The organism is Ramlibacter sp. (genome assembly GCF_035548915.1).
Taxonomy (GTDB): domain Bacteria; phylum Pseudomonadota; class Gammaproteobacteria; order Burkholderiales; family Burkholderiaceae_C; genus Ramlibacter.
Genome location: NZ_DASZSE010000054.1, coordinates 1 through 22,993, shown reverse-complemented (window position 1 = coordinate 22,993; position 22,993 = coordinate 1). Strand labels below are relative to the sequence as shown.

Below are 22,993 nucleotides of genomic sequence, written 5' to 3'. Positions count from 1 at the left end.
CGCGAGCGGTCGGTGGGCGCGGACGAACGGCGAGCCGACTACTTCCCGATGCAAAACCGCGAGAAGATCACCCCGAGCAGATCGTCCGAGCCGAACTCCCCGGTGATCTCGTTGAGCGCATTCTGCGCAAGACGCAGCTCCTCGGCCAGCAGATCGAGCGCCTGCGCCTGAAGCGTGAGGAGCGCGGCCGCGTCCTTCAGGTGCAGGTCGGCACGCGCGAGCGCATGCACGTGGCGTTCGCGCGCGATGAAGACGCCCTCGGGCGCAGCCTGCCAGCCGGCGATCTCGAGCAGACGACGGCGCAGGGCCTCCAGGCCGGTCCCCGTGCGGGCCGACACCACGACGTCCTGCCGCGCCGTGTGCGCGGCCTGCGTATCGGGCGGCACGACATCGGCCTTGTTCCACACGTCGAGCACCGTGGCTTGCCTCGGCAGGCGGTCGGCGAGTTCGCGCGCGATGCGCTCGTCCGCCGCGACGTAGTCCGCATCGCGCCAGCGCGTCATGTCATGCAGGAACAGGATGGCATCGGCGCTCCTGATCTGACCCCACGCGCGTTCGATGCCGATGCGCTCCACCGTGTCGCCGCCTTCGCGCAGGCCCGCGGTGTCGATCACGTGCAGCGGCACGCCTTCGATCTGGATCTGCTGGCTCACCACGTCCCGCGTCGTGCCGGGGATCGGCGTCACGATCGCGAGTTCGACTCCCGCGAGCGCGTTCAGCAGGGAACTCTTGCCCGCGTTCGGCTGGCCCGCGATCACGACCCGGATGCCTTCGGCGAGCAGCGCGCCCTGGCGCGCGCGCGTCATGACGACAGCGAGCTGCTGCCGGATGCGATCGAGCTGGCCTTGCGCGTCCGCCTTGCGGAGGAAGTCGATCTCCTCCTCGGGAAAATCGAGCGTCGCTTCCACGAGCATGCGCAGCTCGATCAACGCGTCGCGCAGCGCGTGAATCTCGCGCGAGAACTCGCCCGCGAGCGAACGCGACGCACTGCGGGCCGCGGCTTCGGTGGACGCATCGATCAGATCGGCGACCGCTTCGGCCTGCGCGAGGTCCATCTTGTCGTTCAGAAAGGCCCGTCGCGTGAATTCACCCGGTTCGGCCACGCGCAGACCCATTGCGGCGCCTGCCTCCAGGCAGCGGGCCAGCAGAAGCTGCAGCACGACGGGGCCGCCGTGGGCCTGCAATTCGAGCACGTCCTCGCCGGTGTAGGAATGCGGCGCGGGAAAGTGGATCGCAAGGCCCTGGTCGATCGTGGAGCCGTCTGCCGCCTTGAAGGGCAGATAGGTGGCTTCGCGCGGCTTCAGCGCGCGGTGGCAGATCGCTTCGATGAGCGGCTGAACCGACTTGGCCGACACCCGCACGATTCCGACCGCGCCGCGCCCCGGCGCCGTGGCGATCGCGGCGATCGGCTGGTCGAGAGTGGCGAGCGTCAACCGAACTTCGGCAGGTTGAATTCCACCTTCACGCCCATCCGCGTATTGATGAGCCACTGCTGGGCGATCGAGAGGATGTTGTTCGTGACCCAGTACAGCACGAGGCCCGCGGGAAAATAGAAGAACATCACCGCGAACACCATCGGCATGATCCACATCATCTTGGCCTGCATCGGGTCGGGCGGTGCCGGGTTCAGGGCGGTCTGGAAGAGCGTCGTGACCGTCATCACGATCGGCAGGATGTAGTACGGATCGCGCGAGGAGAGGTCGTGAATCCAGCCGATCCAGGGGGCGTTGCGCATCTCCACGCTGGCGAGCAGCACCCAGTACAGCGAGATGAAGACCGGAATCTGGATGAAGATCGGCAGGCACCCGCCCAGCGGATTCACCTTCTCCTCGCGGTAGATGCGCATCATCTCCTGCTGCATCTGCTGCGGATTTTCCTTGTAGCGTTCGCGCATCGCCATGACGCGCGGGTTGATGGCCTTCATCTTGGCCATGGACTCGTAGCCCTTCGCCTGCAGCCAGTAGAACGCGATCTTGATGAGCAGCACGAGCGCCACGATCGACCAGCCCCAGTTGCCGATGAAGCTGTGCAGCTTGTCGAGCAGCCAGTAGAGCGGCTTCGCGAGGATCGTGAGATGGCCGTAGTCCTTCACGAGTTCCAGGCCGGGCTCGATCTTCTCGAGCATCTTCTCGTTCTCGGGGCCGGCGAAGAATCTCGCATTCACTTCGCTCGCCTGCCCGGGCGCGAGGGCGGCCAGCTTGTCGATCATGCCGACCGCATAGAGGCTCGAGCCGAGCTGCGGCGCGCTGGTGTTGGGGATCGCGCGCAGGAAGAGTTCGCGCCGCGTGCCATCCGGCAGGATCCATGCGCTCGCGAAGTAGTGCTGCACCATCGCCACGTAGCCGCGATCGGATTCCTTCTGGATGTCGGCCTTGTTCTTGTCGATGTCCTCGAACTTCACCTTCTGGAACTTCTGCTCCTCGGTGTAGACGGCGGGGCCCGTGAAGGTGGAATAGAAGCTCGACGTGCCCGGCAGGTCCTTGCCGTCGCGCACGATCTGCAGATAAAGCTGCGGCTGCACCGGCGCACTGCCCGCGTTCTGCACCTGGTGCGTCACCGTCATGTCGTACGCGCCGCGCTTGATCGTGTAGGTCTTGGTGAGCTTCACGCCGCCCACCACGGGCGACTCGAACTTCACCTGCAGCTCGTTTGCACCGGCTTTCAACGTGCGCTCGCCGCTCGCGGTCATGATCGTCTTGTGATTGGGGAAATCGCCTCCAATCAGACCGCTTTGCGCGACGTATTCGCGCCCGGCGCTCTCGTCGAGCAACACGAAAGTCTCGGTGCTGCCCTTCGTGCCGGTCTCGGCCGGATGCTCGAGCATTTCGGTGCGCACGACCGAGCCGCCTTCGGTGTCGAAGGTGATGCGCATGACATCGGTGGTCACGGTGAAGCGCTCACGCGGAACCTGCGGCGCGGAAGCGCCTGCCCCCGGCACGGCCGCGGCGGTGGTCGCAACGGCGCCGGGTGCGGCGGTGTTCCCGGCGGGCGAAGGCACGGCGCTCGTTTGCGAAACGGCGCTGGCGGATGCGGATGCGGATGCCGATGCGGGTGCCTGCGCCGTGGCGGCCGGCTTGTGCGGCAGGAAAGTCGCCTGGCGGCCGTTGTAGACCTGCCATTGGTCCCACAGCATCACCAGCGAGAAACCGAAGATCACCCACAGGATGGTGCGGCGAATGTCGTTCATGGGTTGTTCTTGTGTGCGAGAAAGGAAAACATCTGCGGGACCGGATCTTGCCCGCCTTTGCACAGAGGGTTGCAGCGCACGATGCGCGCTGCCGTGAGATAGGTGCCGGCTAGGGCGCCGTGCCGTTGCAGCGCTTCGATGCCGTACTGGGAGCAGGTCGGCCTGAAGCGGCACGCGTTGCCGATCACGGGCGACAGCAGCAGGCGATAGGCCTTGATCAGCTGGATCAGAAAGCGCCGGATCATTTCTGGACGCCCTGGATTCCCGCCTTCGCGGGAATGATGGTGGGGGCCGCGGGGGCGGCGCGAGAGGCAGTGGGAATGACGGACGGAGGACGGGCCTTGGGCTCGTCGCGGCGAGTACCGAGCGATTCGAAGAGGCTCAGCAGTTCGGCGCGGACCGTCTTCTTCAGCGGCTCGGACCAGGCGCTCTTGAACGCGTCGGCTGCAAACCCCATGCGCAGCCGCACGACATGCGCGGCGTTGGGCAGTGTGGGGGCGAAGCGCGCGGACACGTCGTAGATCTGCCGCCGGATGCCGTTGCGCCTCACGGCCCGCTTGGCCCAGCGCTTGGGGACGACCGCGCCGACCCAGGGCTCGTCTCGTACGGCAAAGAGGGGCCGCGAACGCACGGACTCGGGCCCCGCATTCGCAGCAGGCACTTCGAGCGCTGCGTGGTGCAGAACGAAATGCGCGGTCCGGGAAATGATGCCACCCGCCATCGCCGCCTCGTACTGCGACCGTGTTCTCAGCCGTTGCACGACAAGGATGCGGCGCGCGAAATGGCGCGAGCTCCGCTGAGCCTCAGACCGCGAGACGCTTGCGGCCCTTGGCGCGGCGGGCGTTGATCACGGCGCGGCCTCCGCGGGTTTTCATGCGCACGAGAAAGCCGTGGGTGCGGGCTCGGCGGATCTTGGAGGGTTGGTAGGTACGCTTCATGGCGAGGGCCGGTATGGTTCTGAGGGGAACCCATGATTATCGTGGAAAATGCCCCGCCCCACAACGCGAGACCGCGGCGCCGCCCGTCGGCCCGTTTGTGGATAAGGTCTTCACAAACTAGAATGCAGCGTTTCGCCTGCAAGAACTAATCCACAGGAGCGAACGGAAGTATGAGCGAGGGGCAACACAACAGCCTGGCGGCCACCGCCAGTCTGGGCGCAGGCGACAGCCTGTGGCAAGCCTGCGTGGATCAGCTGGCGCAGGAACTCCCCGAGCAGCAGTTCAACACCTGGATCAAGCCGCTGGCCGCACAGGTGTCCGAAGACTTTTCCCGGGTCACGCTGTTCGTCGCGAACCGGTTCAAGCTCGACTGGGTGCGAGCCCAGTATGCCGGCCGCATCGCCGGCATGCTGGAAAAGATGTATGGCCAGCCGGTTCATCTTGAGTTAGCCATTACTCCCAGGGAAAACGGTGCCAGGGTTTACGCTGCGCCTGCGCTGTCGTCGATCGCACGGGCGAGCGAGCCGGCCGAGATCGAAGAGGCCGAGGCACCTCAGGGCTTCAAGACTCGCCTGAACACCGCTCTCACATTCGACAACCTCGTCGAAGGCACGGCCAACCGGATGGCCCGCGCCGCGGCCATGCACGTGGCCGGCACACCCGGCCAGCTGTACAACCCGCTCTTCATTTATGGCGGGGTGGGCCTCGGCAAGACCCACCTGGTCCACGCGGTGGGCAACAGGCTCCTCGCCGACCGGCCGCAGTCGCGGGTTCTCTACATCCATGCGGAGCAGTTCGTCTCCGATGTGGTCAAGGCCTATCAGCGCAAGACTTTCGACGAGTTCAAGGAACGTTATCACTCGCTCGACCTGCTCCTCATCGACGATGTGCAGTTCTTCGCGAACAAGGACCGGACGCAGGAGGAATTCTTCAACGCGTTCGAAGCGCTTCTTGCCAAGAAATCGCACATCGTGATGACCAGCGACACCTACCCGAAGGGGCTGGTCGACATCCACGAGCGGCTCATTTCGCGCTTCGATTCCGGGCTCACGGTGGCGATCGAGCCGCCGGAACTCGAGATGCGGGTGGCCATCCTCATCAACAAGGCCCGCGCCGAGAACGCCGACATGCCGGAGGAAGTCGCCTTCTTCGTCGCGAAGAACGTGCGCTCCAACGTGCGCGAGCTCGAAGGGGCGCTGCGCAAGATACTCGCCTATTCGCGCTTCAACCAGAAGGAAGTGTCGATCCAGCTCGCGCGCGAGGCGCTGCGCGACCTGCTGTCGATTCAGAACCGCCAGATCTCGGTCGAGAACATCCAAAAGACCGTGGCCGACTACTACAAGATCAAGGTGGCCGACATGTATTCGAAGAAGCGGCCGGCCTCCATCGCGCGGCCGCGGCAGATCGCGATGTATCTGGCCAAGGAGCTCACGCAAAAGAGCCTGCCCGAGATCGGCGAGCTCTTCGGCGGGCGCGACCACACGACCGTGCTGCACGCGGTACGCAAGATCGCGGGCGAGCGTCAACAGCTCACCGAGCTGAATCAGCAACTGCACGTGCTGGAACAGACGCTGAAGGGATGATCGGGCAATGGGCCAGAAAGGCTGGGGACATTTCCGGGACAAGCTCGTCCTTATCCACAAGAGCGGGCCGGACGCGCAAGTTGTTCCACTTCGAGCGACACCCGCAAGCACACCCGCCCACAGCAGTCCAGCCACGGCAAGTGCTTGACGAAACAGGCGAAAATAGCGGTTGTCCACACCGGTCGGCCGGCTCCTACTACTACGACTAATTTGAAATAGACAAATCCAAGGAAGAGGCAGACATGATCGTCCTGAAGGCAACACAGGAAAAATTGCTGGGAGTGCTGCAGTGCGTCGCGGGCATCGTCGAGAAACGCCATACGCTGCCGATTCTCGCCAACGTGCTGATCCGCAAGTCCGGCGGCAGCGTGCAGTTCACCACGAGCGACCTCGAAATCCAGATTCGCACGAACGTCGAGATGGACGGCGATGCGGGCAGCTACACCACGACGGTCGGTGCCCGCAAGCTGATCGACATCCTGCGCACCATGCCGGCCGAGCAGACCGTGAGCATCGAGTCCAGCCAGAACAAGCTCGTCCTGAAGGGCGGCAAGAGCCGGTTCACGTTGCAGACCATGCCGGCCGAGGACTTTCCGCTCGTGCAGGAGGCCCCGAGCTTCGGTCCGAAGTTCAGCGTGCCGCAGAGCACGCTGAAGGACTTGCTGAACCAGGTGAGCTTCGCGATGGCGGTGCACGATATCCGCTACTACCTGAACGGAATCCTCTTCGTCGCGGAAGGCAAGCAGCTTTCGCTCGTCGCCACCGACGGGCACCGCCTCGCCTTCGCAAGCGCGACGCTCGACGTCGAAGTGCCCCGCCAGGAGGTGATCCTGCCGCGCAAGACGGTGCTGGAGCTGCAGCGGCTGCTCTCGGATGCCGAGGGCGCGATCGAAATGCAGTTCGCGAACAACCAGGCCAAGTTCGCGTTCGACGGGATGGAATTCGTCACCAAGCTCGTGGAAGGGAAGTTCCCCGACTACAACCGCGTGATCCCGAAGAACCACAAGAACACGGTGACGCTCGGCCGCGCGCCGCTGCTCGCGAGCCTGCAGCGCACGGCGATCCTCACGAGCGAGAAGTTCAAGGGCGTGCGGCTCAACCTGGAAAAGGACACGCTGCGGGTCGCGAGCAACAACGCCGAGCAGGAAGAAGCGGTCGACGAGCTCGACATCGACTACAGCGGCGACGACATCGAGATCGGCTTCAACGTGACCTACCTGATCGATGCGCTCGCCAACATGGGCCAGGAGATGGTGAAGATGGAACTGGCCGATGCGAACAGCTCGGCGCTCATCACGATCCCGGAGAACGCGACGTTCAAGTACGTCGTGATGCCGATGCGAATCTAGCGGCGTTCCTCCCCCGCGTCCGCAGGGATGACGCGAGGGTCGGGCGAGCCGCCGCAGAGGGCGGATTCGCTCCTTTCAAGAGATTTGGATACTCACCTTCATGGCTGAAGAACACGCGCAACCGGATTCCATCTCCGACAACAACCACAACGGCAGCGGCTCCGGAAGCGGCGACTACGGCGCGAGCAGCATCCAGATCCTGGAGGGCCTGGAGGCGGTGCGCAAGCGCCCGGGCATGTACATCGGCGACACGTCCGACGGCACGGGACTGCATCACCTGGTGTTCGAAGTCGTCGACAACTCGATCGACGAGGCGCTCGCCGGCCACTGCGACGACATCGTGGTCACGATCCACACCGACAACTCGATCAGCGTGGTGGACAACGGCCGCGGCATCCCGACGGGCATCAAGTGGGACGACAAGCACGAGCCGAAGCGCAGCGCGGCGGAAATCGCGCTTACCGAGCTGCACGCGGGCGGCAAGTTCAACCAGAACAGCTACAAGGTCTCGGGCGGCCTGCACGGCGTGGGCGTGAGCTGCGTGAATGCGCTTTCCAAGTTCCTGCGGCTCACGGTGCGCCGCGAAGGCAAGGTCCAGACGCTGGAATTCAGCAAGGGCTTCGTCACCCAGAACGGCGAAGTCACGCAGGCGGCGAACCCCGAGACAGGCGAGCGCGCCTTGATCCGTCCGATGCAGATCCTCGGCGACACCGACAAACGCGGCACCGAGGTGCACTTCCTGCCGGACACCGAGATCTTCAAGGAGAACGCCGACTTCCACTACGAGATTCTCAGCAAGCGCCTGCGCGAGCTGAGCTTCCTCAACAACGGCGTGCGCATTCGCCTGTGCGACGAACGCACGGGCAAGGAAGACGACTTCGCGGGTGCCGGCGGCGTGAAGGGCTTCGTCGAATTCATCAACAAGGGCAAGCAGGTGCTTCACCCGAACGCCTTCTACGCCGTCGGCGAGAAGGCGAGCGATCAGGGCTCGATCATCGGCGTCGAAGTCGCGATGCAGTGGAACAGCGGCTACAACGAGCAGGTGCTCTGCTTTACCAACAACATTCCGCAGCGCGACGGCGGCACGCACCTGACGGGCCTGCGCGCGGCGATGACGCGCGTCATCAACAAGTACATCGAGGAAAACGAGCTCGCCAAGAAAGCGAAGGTGGAAATCACCGGCGACGACATGCGCGAGGGCCTCACGTGCGTGCTGAGTGTGAAGGTGCCCGAGCCGAAGTTCTCGAGCCAGACGAAGGACAAGCTCGTCTCGAGCGAGGTGCGCGGCCCGGTGGAGGACGTGGTGGCCAACAAGCTCGGCGACTTCCTGCAGGAGCGGCCGAACGACGCGAAGATCATCGTCGGCAAGATCGTGGAGGCGGCTCGCGCGCGCGAAGCCGCCCGCAAGGCGCGCGAGATGACGCGCCGCAAGGGCGTGCTCGATGGCCTCGGGCTGCCCGGCAAGCTCGCGGACTGCCAGGAGAAGGACCCGGCGCTGTGCGAGATCTACATCGTGGAGGGCGACTCCGCCGGCGGCAGCGCGAAGCAGGGCCGCGACCGGAAGTTCCAGGCGATCTTGCCGCTGCGCGGCAAGATCCTGAACGTGGAGAAGGCGCGCTACGAGAAGCTTTTGACCAGCAACGAAATCGTGACCCTGATCACCGCGCTGGGCACGGGCATCGGCAAGGCCGCGGTGGAGACGGGCAAGAGCGGGGCGGACGACTTCGACATCGCCAAGCTGCGCTATCACCGCGTGATCATCATGACCGACGCGGACGTGGACGGCGCGCACATCCGCACGCTGCTGCTCACGTTCTTCTATCGCCAGATGCCCGAACTCGTGGAGCGAGGCCACGTGTACATCGCGCAGCCTCCGCTCTACAAGGTCAAGGCCGGCAAGGAGGAGCTGTACCTGAAGGATGGAAGCGAGCTCGATGGCTTCCTGCTGCGCGTGGCGCTGAACGGGGCGAGCGTGAACACGGGCGGCGACGCGAGCCGCGTGCTGCAAGGCGAAACACTGGCGGAGCTGGCACGCAAGCACCAGGTGGCCGAGAGCGTGATCAATCGGCTGAGCGGCTTCATGGATGCCGAGGCGCTCAGGGCGATTGCGGACGGTGTCGCGCTGAACCTCGACACGGTGCCCGATGCGGAGCAGAGCGCGGTGGCGCTGCAGGCGAAGCTGCCCGATGCCGAGGTGGCGGGGGAGTTCGATGTGCGCAGCGACAAGCCGATCCTGCGCATCAGCCGGCGGCATCACGGCAACATCAAGTCGTCGGTGATCACGCAGGACTTCGTGCATGGGGCCGACTACGCGGCGCTTGCCGAGGCGGCGAACACCTTCCGCGGATTGCTGGCGGAAGGCGCGAAGGTCGTGCGTGGGGAAGGCGAGAAGGCGAAGGAAGAGCGCGTGGACGACTTCCGCTCGGCGATGAAGTGGCTGATCGCCCAGGCGGAGAACGGCACGTCGAGGCAGCGCTACAAGGGGCTGGGCGAGATGAACCCCGAGCAGCTCTGGGAGACGACGATGGACCCGGGCGTGCGGCGCCTGCTGAAGGTGCAGATCGACGATGCGATCGAAGCGGACCGGGTGTTCACGATGCTGATGGGCGACGAGGTGGAGCCGAGAAGGGAATTCATCGAGCAGAATGCGCTGAGGGCGGCGAACATCGACGTCTGAGCGCGGCCGCGCGTGCGGCGAATCGGAGCTCTAATCGCCGCAGATTCTGCGGCGATTATCTTGCGCGTGCGGCGGATCGGCCGCACAATCTCCGCATGCCGCGCGGAGAAAAGCTCTATTTGTGGGAAGAGGACGACTGGCCTGCCCTGCGCTACGACCTGCCGGCATTGGCGGTGCAATTGGCGCAGACCAGCCACGCCCAGGGACTTCTGCTGGGCCGCATCGCCGACGTCGGCATGGCGCTGCGTGAACAGGCCAGCCTGGCTGCGTTGACCGAGGACGTGGTGAAGACGAGCGAGATCGAAGGCGAGCACCTCGACGTGGCCTCCGTTCGTTCATCGCTTGCGCGGCACCTGGGCGTCGAGATCGGTGCCGTTGCGCCGGTGGATCGACATGTCGAAGGCGTGGTGGAGATGGTGCTGGACGCGACCACGCATTGCCGGGCGCCGTTGACCGCCAAGCGGCTTTTCGGTTGGCATGCGGCGTTGTTTCCGACCGGCTTCAGCGGGATGACGCCCATCAAGGTGGGCGGTTGGCGCGACGACGCGACGGGGCCGATGCAGGTCGTCTCCGGGCCCGATCACAGGCGCAAGGTCCACTACGAGGCGCCGCCGGCATCGAGGCTGAGGGGGGAGATGAGCAACTTCCTGCGTTGGGCGAATGCGGACACGCCGGAGCCCGTCTTGATCAAGGCGGGCCTGGCGCACCTGTGGTTCGTCACGCTGCATCCCTTCGACGATGGCAATGGCCGCATCGCGAGGGCCGTGGGCGACTTGTTCCTCGCGCGCGCCGATGGCGGTCGGCAGCGCTTCTACAGCCATTCGGCGCAGATCCAGCGCGAGCGCAAGGACTACTACGACGTGCTCGAGCGCACGCAGAAGGGCTCGATGGATGTCACGCAGTGGCTGGGTTGGTTCCTGGCGAACCTGCATCGCGCCGTGGTGAGCGCGCAGACGACGCTGGACGCGGTGCTGGCAAAAGCGCGGTTCTGGCAGCGGTGGGGCGACACGCCGATGAATGCGCGCCAGGTGAAGCTCCTGAATCGCCTGCTCGATGGATTCGAGGGCAAGCTCACGAGCAGCAAGTGGGCGGCGATCGCGAAATGCTCGCCTGACACGGCGCTGCGGGATATCAATGAGTTGGTGGCGCTGGGGGTGTTGAGGAAAGGGGAAGGGGCGGGGAGGAGTACGGGGTATGGGCTGGGGTCGGGCGAGGTCGGAAATGCCGGATCCGAAGCGTCTCTTCGCGATGGAGCGAGGCAATGACGTGTTCCAACGAAGACTCATCACGCCGTGGTCAGGCAGTCAAAGCAGGCTAGGTATTCTGCAGCGCGTCCTAAGATGGGATATCCCATATTGGGATGCAGGATCGCGCGTGCTACGGTCGCCACACGCTCCCGCCTACCGCAAATTGCGCTCAGCTCTCGCTGCGGCTCGAGTCGAGGAAGGCCTCACACAGGCCGACGTGGCCAAGAAGCTGAAAAAGCCTCAGTCGTTCGTCTCCAAGTACGAGAGCCCCCGCGCGGGCTGAATGCGGAAAGCCCTGAACCCTCACTCTCCCGCAAACACCGCCCGATTCCTGCGCGCAAATTCCGCGAACGTCGTCGGCCTTACCCCATACCGCTCCTGCACCGATACATCCACATTCGTCCGCGGATGCCGCAGCCTCTCCTGCGCCTGTTCCGCCAGCGCATCGACCATGAACGCCGGCGCCCCCGCCGCGCGCATGCGCTCGCTGCGCTCCTCCACGCTGACCGGGCGATAGACCACCTCCCGCCCGATCGCCGCGCCGATCAGCCGCGCGATGTGCGCCATGCCCAGTGCCTGTGGCCCGGTGATGACGAACCGCTGCCCGTCCGCCTTTTCATCCGCGAGCACACCGGCCGCGATGTCGGCCACATCTTCGATAGCCACCGGCGCCAGTTCGATGTCCCCCGCCGGCAGCGCGAGCACGCCCCGCTGCGCAATGACAGGCGCATCACGCAGATACACCTGCATGAACTGGCTCGGGCACAGGTGCGTCCAGCGCAGTCCCGAGCGTTCGATGTGCGCTTCGATTTGCACATGCATCCGCGCGAACCGGAAGGCATTCGGATCGAACCCGATGCCCGATTCCTGCCCCGAGAGCTTGATGACGCGCTCAACTCCGGCCGCGCGCGCGGCGTCGACGAAGGTGCATTGCGTCTCGGCCATCCGCGGATCGGCCGACGAATTGAGAATCGCCGTATCGACGCCTTGCAGCGCGGCGCCGAGCGTCTGCGGCAGTGCCATGTCCGCGGTCACCACCTCGACGCCCGGCAGCTGGCGCAGCGTGTCGGCCTTGGCCGCATCGCGAACGAGTGCGCGCACCGGCTGGCCGGTCCGGCGCACGGCCTCCACCAGCAAGCGGCCGGCATTTCCCGCGGCACCTGTGATCAGTAACATGGCTTTCTCCTTCGACAGGGGTGGGGCGCAGCCCGATGCGGCGCCGACCGACTTGCCAGACGTGCCGCGGCCCGAAAAGGATTCGCAAGAGACCGCGAATCCTTTTCGTGGCTGCGAACGTCTGTGTCCTGACGCCATCGCCACAGGAAAGTGCATGCATGACCTCGCCTACGCTGCCGGCTTCCTCTCCGCTCGACGCGCTCACCCCGGCGCTCAGGCGGCAACTGCACGCGCACTGCGCACGGATGGTCGGCTCGACGTTCGAAGGTGAAGACGTCCTGCAGGACGCCCTGCTGAAAGCGCACGAAGCGGCCGCCGTCATGAAGCATCCGATCCTGAACCCGGGCGGCTGGCTCTTTCGCATCGCGCACAACACGGCACTCGACCACCTGCGTCAGCGGCGGCACGATCCGATCGCGCTCGATTCGGGAATGGATACGGACCTCGTGCCTTCCACGGAACCTGCCGCCGAAAGGCGCTGGGCCGTGCAGGCGAGTCTGCGCGTCTTCACGCTGCTGCCACCCTTGCAGCGCGCGGCGGTCATCCTGGCCGACGTGCTCGGCTATTCGCTCGAGGAAACGGCCGCGATCCTCGATCGTTCGCTGCCCGCCGCCAAGAGCGCGCTCTCACGCGGCCGCCGCCGGCTCCAGGAGATCGCGGCGGCGCCACCGCCTCCCGTTCGCGAGCCACCGCGGAGCGAGGAGCATTTCATGGAAAGAGTTCGCGAATACGCGGAGCGCTTCAATGCGCGCGACTTCGATGGCCTGCGCGAGATGCTGGCCGAGGATGTTCGCACCGAGGTCGTGGCCGCCGCGCAATCGGAAGGGCGCGACGCGGTCGCCAATCGCTACTTCAGGAATTACGCCGCAACGCCCGGCTGGCATGCGCAGGCAGCACTCGTCGATGGGGTGCCCGCGATCGTCGTGCGCGAGGAAGGGCGGCCATCCTACTTCATCGTGCTGCGCTGCCGGCCGGATGGTGCCGTGTGTTCGATCCGCGATTTTCGGCACACCGGCTACGACTGCGGCGCGGCGGCGATCCGGGTGCTTTGAGGTGGATGCTGCGCGAGCCTCGCGCCGTCATTCATGAGGGCTTGCCGTTGCCCACAAGCATCCTGCGCGCCCGCCCGTGCATTCGCCCGATCACCGGCGTGATCGCGAAGGTGAGCAGCGACAGCCGAGGCATCACCAGCGCCACGCCCGCGCAAAGCACAAAGAGGCCCGCGAACCACAGGCTCTTCTTCGACTCGAGCCGATGGATGTCACGGTCTTCCCGTACCTGCGCGAGCCGGCCGGCCAGCGTGCGCAAGCGCGCGATCGCGAGCGACACGGCGCACATCACGAGCCCGTACAGCGCCACCGGCAGCGTCGAGCGCCAATGCGCCTCGCCCGCATACGCAGTGGCAAACGGGATGAACGACGCCGCGAACAGCACGAGGCCGTTGCAATGCAGGATCGAACGATCCACCTGCGCCAGACGCTCGAAGGTATCGTGGTGATTCAGCCAGACCTGGAAGACGAACCAGTACGAAAGCGCGTAAGCGGCATAGATGGGCCAGAGCGCCGCGAGGGCCTCCACGGTGTCTTCCTTCGGCACCTTGAGCTCCAGCACCATGATCGTGAGGATGATGGCGATCACCCCGTCGGAGAACGCTTCGAGCCGGCTCTTGCTCATGGCGCCAATTCCTCCTCGTATCTTGCGTACCCCTTCGCGCGCAGCTCGCACGCCGGGCACTTGCCGCAGCCATAGCCCCACGCATGCCGCGTGCTCCTGTCCCCCAGGTAGCACGTGTGCGTTTCCTCCTTGATCAACTCCAGCAGCGCATGGCCTCCCAGGCCCTGCGCCATCGCCCACGTCCCCGCCTTGTCCACCCACATCAACGGCGTCTCGATCACCATGCGCGTGTCCAGCCCGAGGCCGAGCGTCACCTGCAGGCTTTTCAACGTATCGTCTCGGCAATCCGGGTAGCCGCTGTAGTCGGTCTCGCACATCCCGCCCACGAGCACCGGAATCCCGCGGCGATACGCAACGGCGGCCGCGAGTGTGAAGAACATGATGTTGCGGCCCGGCACGAACGTATTGGGCAGTCCGTTGCGCTCGTATTCGATGGCCTTCGCCGTGGTCAAGGCGGTGTCGCTCACACGACCCAGCACGCTCAGGTCCAGCAGGTGATCGTCGGCGAGCTTCGCCGCCCATTGCGCAAAAGACTCGCGCAGCTTCGCAAGAAAGCGCGTACGGCATTCCAGCTCGACGCCGTGCCGCTGGCCGTAGTCGAAGCCGATGGTCTCGACGCGCGCGTAGCGCTCCAACGCCCAGGCGAGGCACGTCGCGGAATCCTGGCCGCCCGAGAAGAGGACGAGAGCTTTGTCGTGCATGACGGCTGCGATTGTCCTCTCTCTCTCTCTGTTCGCTGGCGCGGGCGGGTCGTGCGAATCGGCAAAGGGACAGTCCCCGCTTTGCACGCGCGGCGCTCCGTGATCGAATAGCGGGCCATGAATCGCGCCGCAATCGCGATCTGGCTGGGGTTGGTGGCCGTGGCTTTGCCAGCGGAGGCCGCGACGTGCCCGCCCGCGGGCTACACAGTCGAATCGCTCACGGCGCTCAAGTCGTCCAGATGGCAGCTCGGGCAGCTCGGGCCTGCGTCAACGCAATTGCTCGCGCTCGCGCTCGTCGACTGCCTCGAGCACCCCGATCCGCAGCTGCGCGACGAGCTCGCCTTCGACGGACTGCAGGCGATGATGCGCGCCGGCGCGCTCGGAGGCGAAACCCTGGAGCGGCTCTACGCACGGCTGATCGCGGACCTGGGCGACCCCGACGATCCGCGCGGCTTTCGCAGGCCCTTCGATGCGCTCACACTTGCGGAAGTGGCGCGCGTCGACCGCCTCGAGCCCTTTCTCACGCCCGAAGACCGGCATGCGCTCGTGTTTCGCGCGTTCACGTTCCTCGTCACGATGCGCGACTACCGCGGCTTCGACGAGAAGGAAGGCTGGCGCCACGGCGTCGCGCATGGTGCGGACCTCGTGCTGCAGCTCGCGCTCAATCCGCGGATCGATGCGGCCGAAGGCGAGATGCTGCGCGACGCGATCGGCGCCCAGGTCATCGCTTCGGGCGAGACCGCATACCGGTATGGCGAGCCCGAGCGGCTGATGAAGCCGGTCTTCTATCTTGCGCGGCGCGGATGGTGGTCCGCGCAGCAGTGGGAAGGCTGGTTCGACGAACTCGTGGCCAGGCTGCCTGCGGATGCGTTCAAGTCACAGGCCGGTCTCGCCGCGCGGCACAACGCGGCCGCGTTTGTGTCCGCGCTTTACGTCGCCGTTCGCGAGAGCGGCAACGCGGAGGTCGAGGCGTTGCTGCTGCCGGGCCTCAGGAAGGCGCTCCAGAAGCTGGATTGACCGGCTACTTCTCCCGCGAGGGCCGGTCGTAGAGCTTGCGTAAGGAGTGTGCGACCTTGCCTGCCGCATCGCCGTGAGGTGCGCGCCGAGGCCCGTGTCAGGCGTCCGCCGCTGGCCCATTCCCCTGGCGACAGGAAGAACTCCGGTGAAGACAAAACCTCCGCGGCGGAGTACGCTTTTGGTTCCCGCGAGGAGACGTCCCATGAGAACCGTGATGGTCCGCTACAAGCTGCACCCGGAGAGGGCGGCCGAGAACGAACGGCTGATCGGCGAAGTGTTCGCGCAGCTCGCCGACGAGCAGCCCGAGGGCACGAGCTACCACGTCTTCAAGATGCCCGACGGCGTGAGCTTCATTCACGTGGCGTCGACGCCGGAGGATGTGACGCCCAACCCCCTCACGTCGCTCAAGGCGTTCCAGCGCTTCGTGGCCGGCATCAAGGAACGCGCGGAAGAGCCCCCCGTCACGATCGAGCTGACGCCCGTTGGAAAGTACCTGGGGTAGCATCGGCCGACGCCGTCGCCAAGCCATGACCTATCTCATCGCCGGACTCGTCATCTTCCTCGGTGTCCATTCCGTTCGCTTGTTCGCCGAGCCCTGGCGGGAAGCCACCATCGCCCGCATGGGGCCGCTGCCGTGGAAGGGGCTCTATTCGCTCGTGTCGATCGCGGGCTTCGCCCTCCTCGTGTGGGGCTACGGCCAGTCGCGCGGTCAAGTGCCCCTCTGGGATCCGCCGCATGCCCTGCACTACGTGACCGCGCTTCTCATGCTGCCTGTGTTCCCGCTCTTCATCGCCGCCTACGTGCCGCGCAACGGCCTGAAGGCGGCGCTGCACCATCCGCAGGTGCTCTCGGTGAAGACCTGGGCCTTCGCGCACTTGCTTTCCAACGGAAGCCTCGCGGATGTCCTGCTCTTCGGCGGCTTTCTGCTCTGGGGCGTGCTCAGCTTCCGTGCCGCCCGCAAACGCGATCGCGAGCAGGGCAAGGTCTATCCGCCCGGCACGACTCGTTCGACGGCGATCACCGTCGTCGTGGGGCTCGCGATCTACGTGGTGTTCGCGGGCTGGCTGCACGGTCTCCTGATCGGCGTGCAGCCCGTGTAGGCGAGCTCAGGCGCCCAGACGGAATCCACGGATGACCTCGGCGATTGACTGGCACGTCGTGCGCCTGGAGCCGGGCGAGGATCTTCGAGCGTCCTTGCAGGCGTTCTTCGACGGCGAAGGCATGTCGGCCGCCTTCATCGCATCGGCCATCGGAAGCCTCGAGCAAGCCACGCTGCGCTTTGCGGGCGAGCCTCGCGGCACGAGGATCGACGGGCCGCTGGAACTCGTGTCGCTCGCGGGCACCTTGAGTCTCGATGGCGTGCATCTTCACGCAAGCGTGAGCGATGCGCGGGGTGCGATGCGCGGCGGCCACGTGATGCCCGAATGCATCGTGCGCACGACGGCGGAGATCGTCGTTGCGCAACTGCGGGGCTGGGAGTTTCGCCGCGAGCTGGACGAACGCACGGGCTTTCGGGAGCTGCTGGCAACGAAGGGCTGATGACAGTTACGCGCAAGGCGTTGCGGTACGCTTGGCCTACTTCGATCCGAGGAGAAGCTCATGTCCTGTCTGTCCCACGTCTCCCTTGGTACCAACGACTACGCGCGCGCCAAATCCTTCTACGACGCCGTGCTCGGCACGCTCGGCATCGGCGTGGTGATGGATTTCGAAGGCGGCGCCGGCTACGGCCGCAAGTTCCCCGAGTTCTGGATCCAGCGGCCCTACGACGGCAACGCGGCGACCGCGGGCAACGGCGTGCACATCTGCTTTCTCGCCGATTCGATCGACCAGGTGAAGGCCTTCCATGCGAAGGCGGTCGAGCTGGGCGGCAAGGACGATGGCCCGCCCGACTTTCGCAAGGACTACAGCGAAGGCTACTACGCCGCTTTCGTGCGCGACCTCGACGGCAACAAGATCGAGGCGATGCTGATGGTGAGCTGAAGGGATTGCCGTCCGCCAATGCGTGGGTCTACGGCGAAGCTGGCGAGGACGCTGGGCGCGGCGGGAGGCAGTGAAGGGGCTTGGGGTAGGCCAATCGGCACGCGAACGCGCACCCCCCCGCATCAGCTCGCGTGGATCACGAGCTCACGTTCTTCGAAACAGTGCGCAAGTCCGAGCGAACACCCGCGCGGGCGATACCTTCCATCGGCCTGTCGCACAAAGAGCTGCGCGCCCGAAAGCAGCCGCCGCAGCTCGGGCTCGAACCGCATCAGCGCATGGTCCGCCACGTGGGCGGTGACCATGTCCTGCGGCGTGGGGGAGTGCATGGAATGCGAGGAATGCGAATACTGCATGGGGCCGGCCGGATGATGAGCCTGCCATGCTTCAACGCCCCGGCTCGGGCCGCAGACGACAGGGTAGGGGTTTGCCCCCGTTGCTGGCCGCTATATCCCCACGCGCTTCGGGAATAACTCACGCTCGAGCGTGGCAAGCATCCTCTGCCAGCCGGTGCGGGTCTGCTCTTCGTAGTGACGCGCGATCTCGCTGTCGGGCATTTCGTGCGTCAGGACCAGTTCGCAGGCGGTGGCGGCGAGCGGCGTGATCTCGATCGTCACGCGGGAGGCGGCATCCGTGAATTGCGGCACGGAGAAGTCGAACGCGAGCCGGCGTGGCCGGTCGATCTCGATGAATTCGCCGCGATGGTCGGCATCCATCACGCTTTCTTCGCCGTCCGCCTGGGGTCGCCGGTCGGTGACGAGGAAATGCCCGCCCACACGAGCGTCGATCTGGCATCGCATGATGTTGCCGGTGCGGGTGGCGAAGAAAAAGCGTGAAGCCTGCGAGGGGGTGATCCAGGCGTCGAAAACGCGTTCGGCTGCGGCGCTGAAGCGATGGCTGACCTGGACTGCGAGGGTCGAACTCATTCGCGGGTTATGGACAAGCGGCAGCGGAATGTCAAGGCAAGGGCCACCCCCACCACCGCCGCCTTCCGCCCGTCAGCGCGTCTCCGGCAGTTCGATCTTCACTTCGAGCACGTCCAGATTGTCCTGGCGCTCGAGGTTCACCTTGATGTCGCTCGGATCGATGTTCACATACTTGCCGATCACCGCCACGAGGTCGCGCTGCAACGCGGCCAGGTAGTCCGGCCGGCCCGGGTTGCGGCCGACGCGCTCGTGCGCGAGGATGATCTGCAGCCGCTCCTTGGCCACCGCGGCGGTCTTTTTCTTTTCTCCGAGGAGGAACGACAGGATCGACATCTTCAGCGCCCCCCGAAGAGGCGCTTCAGGAACCCGGCCTTCTGCGCGTCCACGAAGCGCAGCGGCCTGTCCTCCCCGAGAAAGCGCGCCACGACGTCCGCGTACGCCTGCGACACGTCGGTTCCCTTCAGGTGGATCGCGGGCGTTCCCTGGTTGGAGGCCTGCAGCACCGATTCGCTTTCGGGGACCACGCCGATGAGCGGGATGCGCAGGATGTCCTCGATGTCCTTCAGCGACAGCATCTGCCCCTGGTCGACGCGGTTGGGGTTGTAGCGCGTGATGAGGAGGTGCTCCTTCACCGGCTCCTTGCCGTCGATCGCGCGCTTCGTCTTGCTGGACAGCATGCCGAGGATGCGGTCCGAATCGCGCACCGAGGAGACTTCGGGATTGGTCACGATCAGCGCCTCGTCGGCGAAATGCATCGCCATGAGCGCGCCCGTCTCGATGCCCGCGGGCGAGTCGCACACGATGAACTCGAATCCCATCGCCGCGATGTCGTGCAGCACCCGCTCCACGCCTTCGCGCGTGAGGGCTTCCTTGTCGCGCGTCTGCGAGGCGGCGAGCACGAAGAGGTGCTCGTCGTGCTTGTCCTTGATGAGCGCCTGGTTCAGGGTGGCTTCGCCGTGGATCACGTTCACGAAGTCGTACACCACGCGGCGCTCGCAGCCCATGATGAGGTCGAGATTGCGCAGGCCGACGTCGAAATCGATCACGCAGGTCTTGTGACCGCGGATCGCGAGCCCGGAGGCGAAGCTCGCGCTGGTGGTCGTCTTGCCGACGCCGCCCTTGCCGGAGGTGACGACGATGATTCGGGTCATGGAAGGATTCCTGGAGTCACAGGGCGCTTGCCACCAGCCGGTCGCCGACCAGCCGGACCTGCGCGGCCCTGCCTTGCACTTCGTGCGGAAAGGGCACCTCGCTCGTGCGGTAGGTGCCCGCGATGGAAACGAACTGCGGCTCGAGGCCGAGCGTGATGATGCGAGCCTCCGAGTTGCCGCGCGCCCCGGCGATGGCCTTGCCTCGCAACGGCGCGTAGACGTGCACGTGGCCGTCGGCGATCACTTCGGCGCCGGCGTTGACCATCGAGAGCACCACGATGTCGCGCCCGCGCGCGTACACCTGCTGGCCCGAGCGCAGCGGCCGGTCGATGACGAGTGCCGAGCTCGGCGCGGGAGGCGGCGCGTGCGGTGGTTCCTGCCGGACGCGATCGCTGCCGCGAAGCGTCGCGTCCGCGGCCGGCGCGAGACCCGCCGCCAATGCGCAGCGCATCTGCGCTTCATTGCCGCCTCTGGCGGCAACGGGCAACACGCGGTAGCGCTTCAGGAGTGCGATGAGCTTGTCGAAGTCGAGCTCGGTGCCTTCGACAGGGCTCAGGTCCAGCAGCAGCGCGTCGTCCTCGAAGAATTGCGGCAGCTCGGCAAACCGCTCGTTCAGCTCGCGCTCGAGCGCGCCGAGGTCGGGCGACTTCAGCAGCAGCGCGACCAGCGGCAGGTGGGCGCTCTTGATTTCGAAAGTGGCAGGGGCGCGTCCTGCGATGGCATGCGGCATCGGTGGCAGCAGACTGCAAAGCGGCGCATCTTAGCAGTGGCGCGTAACAAAGCCGTTGCAGCGTGCCGAGGCAAAGAGACAGACGTGCAAAGTGCCCGGCCGCGGCGGCGGCGTCCTACAAACGGAATTGCGGATCGGGCGCTGCGCCGCGCGTTCGCCTGCGCGAGACTGCCTTCATGCGACGACTCTTGCACCCCCGGGGACTCACGATGATGCACCACCCCACGCACTGGATCGCCGTGGCACTCATCGTCGTGCTCATGGTGCTGCTCGCCCGTGGCGCGCACGGCCAGCAGGTGAACCCGCCGAGCACCGATGCCTCCGCCATGTTCGAAGGCCGTCCCGCGCTTGCGGGCGCGCAAGCCGGCCTGGGCGCGCAGGCGGGTCCGCCGCAAGGCGGCATCGGTCTGCAGGGCAATGCGCAGGCCGAACTGGGCTTGCGTCCCCCGCGCATGATCCGCGACCTGCGCGCGGCGCGCCACGAAGCCGAACGCAAGGCCGAGGCACGGCGCGAGGACGCCGTGGTGGCCGCCAACAACACCGACATGTACCTGTTGTCCCCGCGCTTCGCGCGGTAGCGGCCGGCGGCGGCTGGTAGCGGCCCGGTTGTCCCCGTCACCCCAACAACTTATCGGGTCTTGTGGATGCGGCGCTTGCCCCGCAGTTCGTATTTGAAGTGCTTCACCGCGTTGGTGACGAAGCACTGTTCCGGTGGAATGCCCGCTGCGGCGAGTGCGCGCGCGAGCAGCTTGCCCGCGGGGCCCTCGAAGGGATGCCCTTGCAGGTCTTCCTGGTCGCCGGGCTGTTCGCCCACGAGCATCAGAGCGGGCTGCGCGATGCGGCCTTCGCCGATCACCGATTGCGTCGCGAACTGTCCGATGGGGCATTCGCGGCACACCATCGTGGCGGCCTTGAGTTCGGCAAGGGAACCCAGCGGATGCGCTGTCAGATGCGCTGTCACTTCGCGAAGGCCGCGCGCCACCGCGCGAACCACTCGCCGGGCGCCGCGGCCGAAGCGATCGGCGCGCCGCCGGGCGCGTAGTGCAACTGTTTGCCATCCCAGTAGACGCTGCGCTCGGGCGTGAAGAGCGCCCAGCTCGACGCGCCGTGGCGCTTCGCGAACCAGGGCGCCACGGTTTCGACGGTGTGGTGCGCAGGCTCGCACCAGGCCATCTCCAGCAATTCGCCGGGACGCTCGGGGTCGCTCATCGCCTGGAAGCGAAGATGCATCTTGATCTTGTGGATGTCGCGCCGCACCGCATGCGCCATGTGCTGCGCGCGGCTCATGTCGGCGTCCGACGGATCGTGGCGCAACCCGGGCTCGTGCACGAGGCGCCAGAGCAGGCGATAGAGCAGCGCGAACCGGTCGCCATCGCGGTGCTGAACGACATATTCGCACAAACGCACGAAGGAGGCCGGCACGATCGACGACGCGGCCCGTGCGTGGGCGTGCGGACGCGACTCCTCGGCGCGTGGAAGCACCGCGCCGTCTTCGAGGCTGCCTTGCGCAGCGTTCCATTGCACCGACTCGGGAGGAATCCGCTGCGCGAGAAGCTGTCGGGCCTGCGCGTGAAAGCCGGCGATGTCGGTGGGGCTCGATAGGCGGACTTCGGTCGGCATCTGGGCGTCACTGGCGGATGAGCACCCTCTGCGCGAGCAAGGTGGGCTTCATTGATGGATTTTGTCTCATGGCAACGGTTCACCGTGGTGCCTTGAAAACATTTGTACGTACGTTGTGCGGTCGTAACGACTTTCGCGCGTCGAGTTCCAGCCGAAGGTAGAGCAAGGCGGCGACGGCGAGCGGCAGCATGTAGTAGATTGCGCGATAGCCGAGCAGCGCCGCGAGGAGCTGGCCGGCGGGGATGCGATGGGACAAGAGCGTGACGAACACCGCTTCCACCACGCCAAGCCCGGCCGGCACGCGCACGACGATGCCCGCCATCGCGGCCAGCAGGAACACGGGCAGCACGGTGGAGTAGGGAACGCGGCCTTGCAGCAGGGTCCAGATCGTGGCGGCGATCAGCATCCAGTTGCAGCACGAGAGCGCGAGCTGGATGAGCGCGAGCCGCAGCGAAGGCAGGAAGATTTCGTGGCCCCGGATCCTCCAGGTGCGCCGCCTGGACCAGCCGCACAGGCCGAGATAGCCGAGCGCGACCGCCACGAGCGCGATGCCCACGAGCGACAGCTCGTCGCCGTCGAGCTTCCATTGCGGCGGCAGATCGAGCGGCGCGAGGAGAAAGACGGTGCCGGCGAGCAACAGGTAGCCGAGCCAGTTCGTGAGGATGCTGAGCGTGAGGACCCGGGCGATCTGCGCATAGCCGAGCCCGAAGCCCGAGTAGAGGCGCACGCGAAATCCGACGCCGCCGACGGCCGAGCCCATCGTGAGATTGAATGCGTAGCTGATGGCGCCGATCTGCATGACCCGGCGGGTGGCGAGGCGATGCTTCACGTAGTGGCGGCCGATCAGGTCGAAGCAGCTGTAGAGCAGGTGGCTGCATGCGGCGAGTGCGATCGCGCCCAGCACGACGCGATGCGGCAGGTGAGTGAGGCTGTGCCACACCTCGGGCCAGTCGAACCGGCGCGCGTAGCGCACGAGGAGCACGGCCACCAGCGCGAGGAAAGCGCCGATGAGGACGCGGCGCGCCCACAGCCACCACGAG

At 66.0% G+C, this 22,993-nt stretch carries 28 protein-coding genes; 12 read left to right on the top strand and 16 right to left on the bottom strand.

The annotated features are described in order from the left end of the window. Positions 1-38: 38 nt before the first annotated feature. From mnmE to rpmH, 5 genes are read right to left on the bottom strand one after another with little or no spacing between them, the layout of a single operon-like run. Entirely contained in the window at positions 39-1,433 is a 1,395-nt protein-coding gene (mnmE, locus tag VHA82_RS24225; RefSeq protein ID WP_325548079.1) for a tRNA uridine-5-carboxymethylaminomethyl(34) synthesis GTPase MnmE, read from the bottom strand. After that, the gene (gene yidC / locus VHA82_RS24220; RefSeq protein WP_325548077.1) at positions 1,430-3,187 is read right to left on the bottom strand and encodes a membrane protein insertase YidC; all 1,758 of its coding nucleotides are present in this window, start codon (positions 3,185-3,187) and stop codon (positions 1,430-1,432) included. Before yidC ends, mnmE begins: the two co-directional genes overlap by 4 nt. Continuing rightward, positions 3,184-3,432, bottom strand: coding sequence for a membrane protein insertion efficiency factor YidD (gene yidD, locus VHA82_RS24215; protein WP_325548075.1), 249 nt, complete (start codon positions 3,430-3,432; stop codon positions 3,184-3,186). Before yidD ends, yidC begins: the two co-directional genes overlap by 4 nt. After that, the gene (locus tag VHA82_RS24210) at positions 3,429-3,947 is read right to left on the bottom strand and encodes a ribonuclease P protein component (protein WP_325548072.1); all 519 of its coding nucleotides are present in this window, start codon (positions 3,945-3,947) and stop codon (positions 3,429-3,431) included. The genes yidD and VHA82_RS24210 overlap by 4 nt, the downstream gene beginning before the upstream one ends. Before the next feature lie 43 nt (positions 3,948-3,990). Next, positions 3,991-4,125: a 50S ribosomal protein L34 gene (rpmH, locus tag VHA82_RS24205; protein ID WP_006299042.1), complete on the bottom strand. Its 135-nt coding sequence runs from the start codon at positions 4,123-4,125 to the stop codon at positions 3,991-3,993. Between the two features lie 170 nt (positions 4,126-4,295). Between rpmH and dnaA the strand changes: the two genes are divergently transcribed. From dnaA to VHA82_RS24180, 5 genes are all read left to right on the top strand, one after another. Continuing rightward, positions 4,296-5,708, top strand: a complete 1,413-nt coding sequence (gene dnaA, locus VHA82_RS24200; RefSeq protein ID WP_325548068.1) for a chromosomal replication initiator protein DnaA — start codon at positions 4,296-4,298, stop codon at positions 5,706-5,708. Between the two features lie 242 nt (positions 5,709-5,950). Then, a complete protein-coding gene (dnaN, locus tag VHA82_RS24195) occupies positions 5,951-7,057 on the top strand; it encodes a DNA polymerase III subunit beta (RefSeq protein ID WP_325548066.1) in 1,107 nt (368 codons plus the stop codon). Between the two features lie 100 nt (positions 7,058-7,157). After that, on the top strand, positions 7,158-9,734 hold the full coding sequence (gyrB, locus tag VHA82_RS24190; RefSeq protein ID WP_325548063.1) for a DNA topoisomerase (ATP-hydrolyzing) subunit B: 2,577 nt from the start codon (positions 7,158-7,160) through the stop codon (positions 9,732-9,734). Between the two features lie 95 nt (positions 9,735-9,829). Then, positions 9,830-10,999 (top strand): Fic family protein, encoded by a 1,170-nt coding sequence (locus VHA82_RS24185; RefSeq protein ID WP_325548061.1) that lies wholly within the window; start codon positions 9,830-9,832, stop codon positions 10,997-10,999. Continuing rightward, entirely contained in the window at positions 10,929-11,264 is a 336-nt protein-coding gene (locus tag VHA82_RS24180) for a helix-turn-helix transcriptional regulator (protein WP_325548059.1), read from the top strand. Before VHA82_RS24185 ends, VHA82_RS24180 begins: the two co-directional genes overlap by 71 nt. Positions 11,265-11,284: 20 nt before the next feature. Here the strand turns inward: VHA82_RS24180 and VHA82_RS24175 are convergent, their stop codons facing one another. Continuing rightward, complete coding sequence (locus tag VHA82_RS24175) at positions 11,285-12,157, bottom strand: NmrA family NAD(P)-binding protein (protein ID WP_325548057.1); 873 nt, start codon at positions 12,155-12,157, stop codon at positions 11,285-11,287. Between the two features lie 158 nt (positions 12,158-12,315). Here VHA82_RS24175 and VHA82_RS24170 point away from each other — a divergent pair, with 158 nt between their 5' ends. Beyond that, positions 12,316-13,209: a sigma-70 family RNA polymerase sigma factor gene (locus tag VHA82_RS24170; protein ID WP_325548054.1), complete on the top strand. Its 894-nt coding sequence runs from the start codon at positions 12,316-12,318 to the stop codon at positions 13,207-13,209. A 31-nt stretch (positions 13,210-13,240) separates the two neighbouring features. Here the strand turns inward: VHA82_RS24170 and VHA82_RS24165 are convergent, their stop codons facing one another. Continuing rightward, positions 13,241-13,831 carry a TMEM175 family protein gene (locus VHA82_RS24165; protein WP_325548052.1) on the bottom strand — a complete coding sequence of 197 codons (591 nt, stop codon included), beginning with the start codon at positions 13,829-13,831 and terminating at the stop codon, positions 13,241-13,243. Continuing rightward, positions 13,828-14,532 carry a 7-cyano-7-deazaguanine synthase QueC gene (gene queC / locus VHA82_RS24160; protein ID WP_325548049.1) on the bottom strand — a complete coding sequence of 235 codons (705 nt, stop codon included), beginning with the start codon at positions 14,530-14,532 and terminating at the stop codon, positions 13,828-13,830. The genes VHA82_RS24165 and queC overlap by 4 nt, the downstream gene beginning before the upstream one ends. 117 nt (positions 14,533-14,649) lie before the next feature. Between queC and VHA82_RS24155 the strand changes: the two genes are divergently transcribed. The 5 genes from VHA82_RS24155 to VHA82_RS24135 all read left to right on the top strand — a co-directional run bounded on the left by VHA82_RS24155 (position 14,650) and on the right by VHA82_RS24135 (position 17,529). Then, positions 14,650-15,549, top strand: a complete 900-nt coding sequence (locus tag VHA82_RS24155) for a DUF2785 domain-containing protein (protein ID WP_325548046.1) — start codon at positions 14,650-14,652, stop codon at positions 15,547-15,549. 202 nt (positions 15,550-15,751) lie between these two features. Next, positions 15,752-16,051: a hypothetical protein gene (locus VHA82_RS24150; RefSeq protein ID WP_325548043.1), complete on the top strand. Its 300-nt coding sequence runs from the start codon at positions 15,752-15,754 to the stop codon at positions 16,049-16,051. Positions 16,052-16,076: 25 nt separating this feature from the next. After that, the gene (locus VHA82_RS24145; protein ID WP_325548041.1) at positions 16,077-16,649 is read left to right on the top strand and encodes an NnrU family protein; all 573 of its coding nucleotides are present in this window, start codon (positions 16,077-16,079) and stop codon (positions 16,647-16,649) included. Positions 16,650-16,680: 31 nt separating this feature from the next. After that, positions 16,681-17,088 (top strand): PPC domain-containing DNA-binding protein, encoded by a 408-nt coding sequence (locus VHA82_RS24140; protein ID WP_325548039.1) that lies wholly within the window; start codon positions 16,681-16,683, stop codon positions 17,086-17,088. 60 nt (positions 17,089-17,148) lie between these two features. Further along, positions 17,149-17,529, top strand: a complete 381-nt coding sequence (locus tag VHA82_RS24135; RefSeq protein ID WP_325548037.1) for a VOC family protein — start codon at positions 17,149-17,151, stop codon at positions 17,527-17,529. Between the two features lie 122 nt (positions 17,530-17,651). Here the strand turns inward: VHA82_RS24135 and VHA82_RS24130 are convergent, their stop codons facing one another. The 5 genes from VHA82_RS24130 to minC all read right to left on the bottom strand — a co-directional run bounded on the left by VHA82_RS24130 (position 17,652) and on the right by minC (position 20,333). Next, entirely contained in the window at positions 17,652-17,855 is a 204-nt protein-coding gene (locus VHA82_RS24130; protein WP_325548035.1) for a hypothetical protein, read from the bottom strand. 117 nt (positions 17,856-17,972) lie between these two features. Continuing rightward, positions 17,973-18,452 (bottom strand): SRPBCC domain-containing protein, encoded by a 480-nt coding sequence (locus VHA82_RS24125; protein ID WP_325548033.1) that lies wholly within the window; start codon positions 18,450-18,452, stop codon positions 17,973-17,975. A 72-nt stretch (positions 18,453-18,524) separates the two neighbouring features. Continuing rightward, complete coding sequence (gene minE, locus VHA82_RS24120; RefSeq protein ID WP_325548031.1) at positions 18,525-18,785, bottom strand: cell division topological specificity factor MinE; 261 nt, start codon at positions 18,783-18,785, stop codon at positions 18,525-18,527. Positions 18,786-18,787: 2 nt separating this feature from the next. Next, complete coding sequence (gene minD, locus VHA82_RS24115) at positions 18,788-19,603, bottom strand: septum site-determining protein MinD (protein WP_325548029.1); 816 nt, start codon at positions 19,601-19,603, stop codon at positions 18,788-18,790. Positions 19,604-19,619: 16 nt separating this feature from the next. After that, the gene (gene minC / locus VHA82_RS24110) at positions 19,620-20,333 is read right to left on the bottom strand and encodes a septum site-determining protein MinC (RefSeq protein ID WP_325548027.1); all 714 of its coding nucleotides are present in this window, start codon (positions 20,331-20,333) and stop codon (positions 19,620-19,622) included. Positions 20,334-20,509: 176 nt separating this feature from the next. On the opposite strand from minC, the gene VHA82_RS24105 reads away from it, so the two are divergent. After that, positions 20,510-20,911, top strand: a complete 402-nt coding sequence (locus VHA82_RS24105) for a hypothetical protein (protein ID WP_325548025.1) — start codon at positions 20,510-20,512, stop codon at positions 20,909-20,911. A gap of 50 nt (positions 20,912-20,961) precedes the next feature. Here the strand turns inward: VHA82_RS24105 and VHA82_RS24100 are convergent, their stop codons facing one another. The 3 genes from VHA82_RS24100 to VHA82_RS24090 all read right to left on the bottom strand — a co-directional run. Continuing rightward, complete coding sequence (locus tag VHA82_RS24100) at positions 20,962-21,294, bottom strand: uracil-DNA glycosylase family protein (protein WP_325548023.1); 333 nt, start codon at positions 21,292-21,294, stop codon at positions 20,962-20,964. Next, positions 21,291-21,953 carry a TIGR03915 family putative DNA repair protein gene (locus VHA82_RS24095; protein ID WP_325548021.1) on the bottom strand — a complete coding sequence of 221 codons (663 nt, stop codon included), beginning with the start codon at positions 21,951-21,953 and terminating at the stop codon, positions 21,291-21,293. Before VHA82_RS24095 ends, VHA82_RS24100 begins: the two co-directional genes overlap by 4 nt. A gap of 79 nt (positions 21,954-22,032) precedes the next feature. Continuing rightward, positions 22,033-22,993 (bottom strand): YbhN family protein (locus VHA82_RS24090; RefSeq protein ID WP_325548018.1); only part of this gene is annotated, 961 nt, incomplete at its 5' end.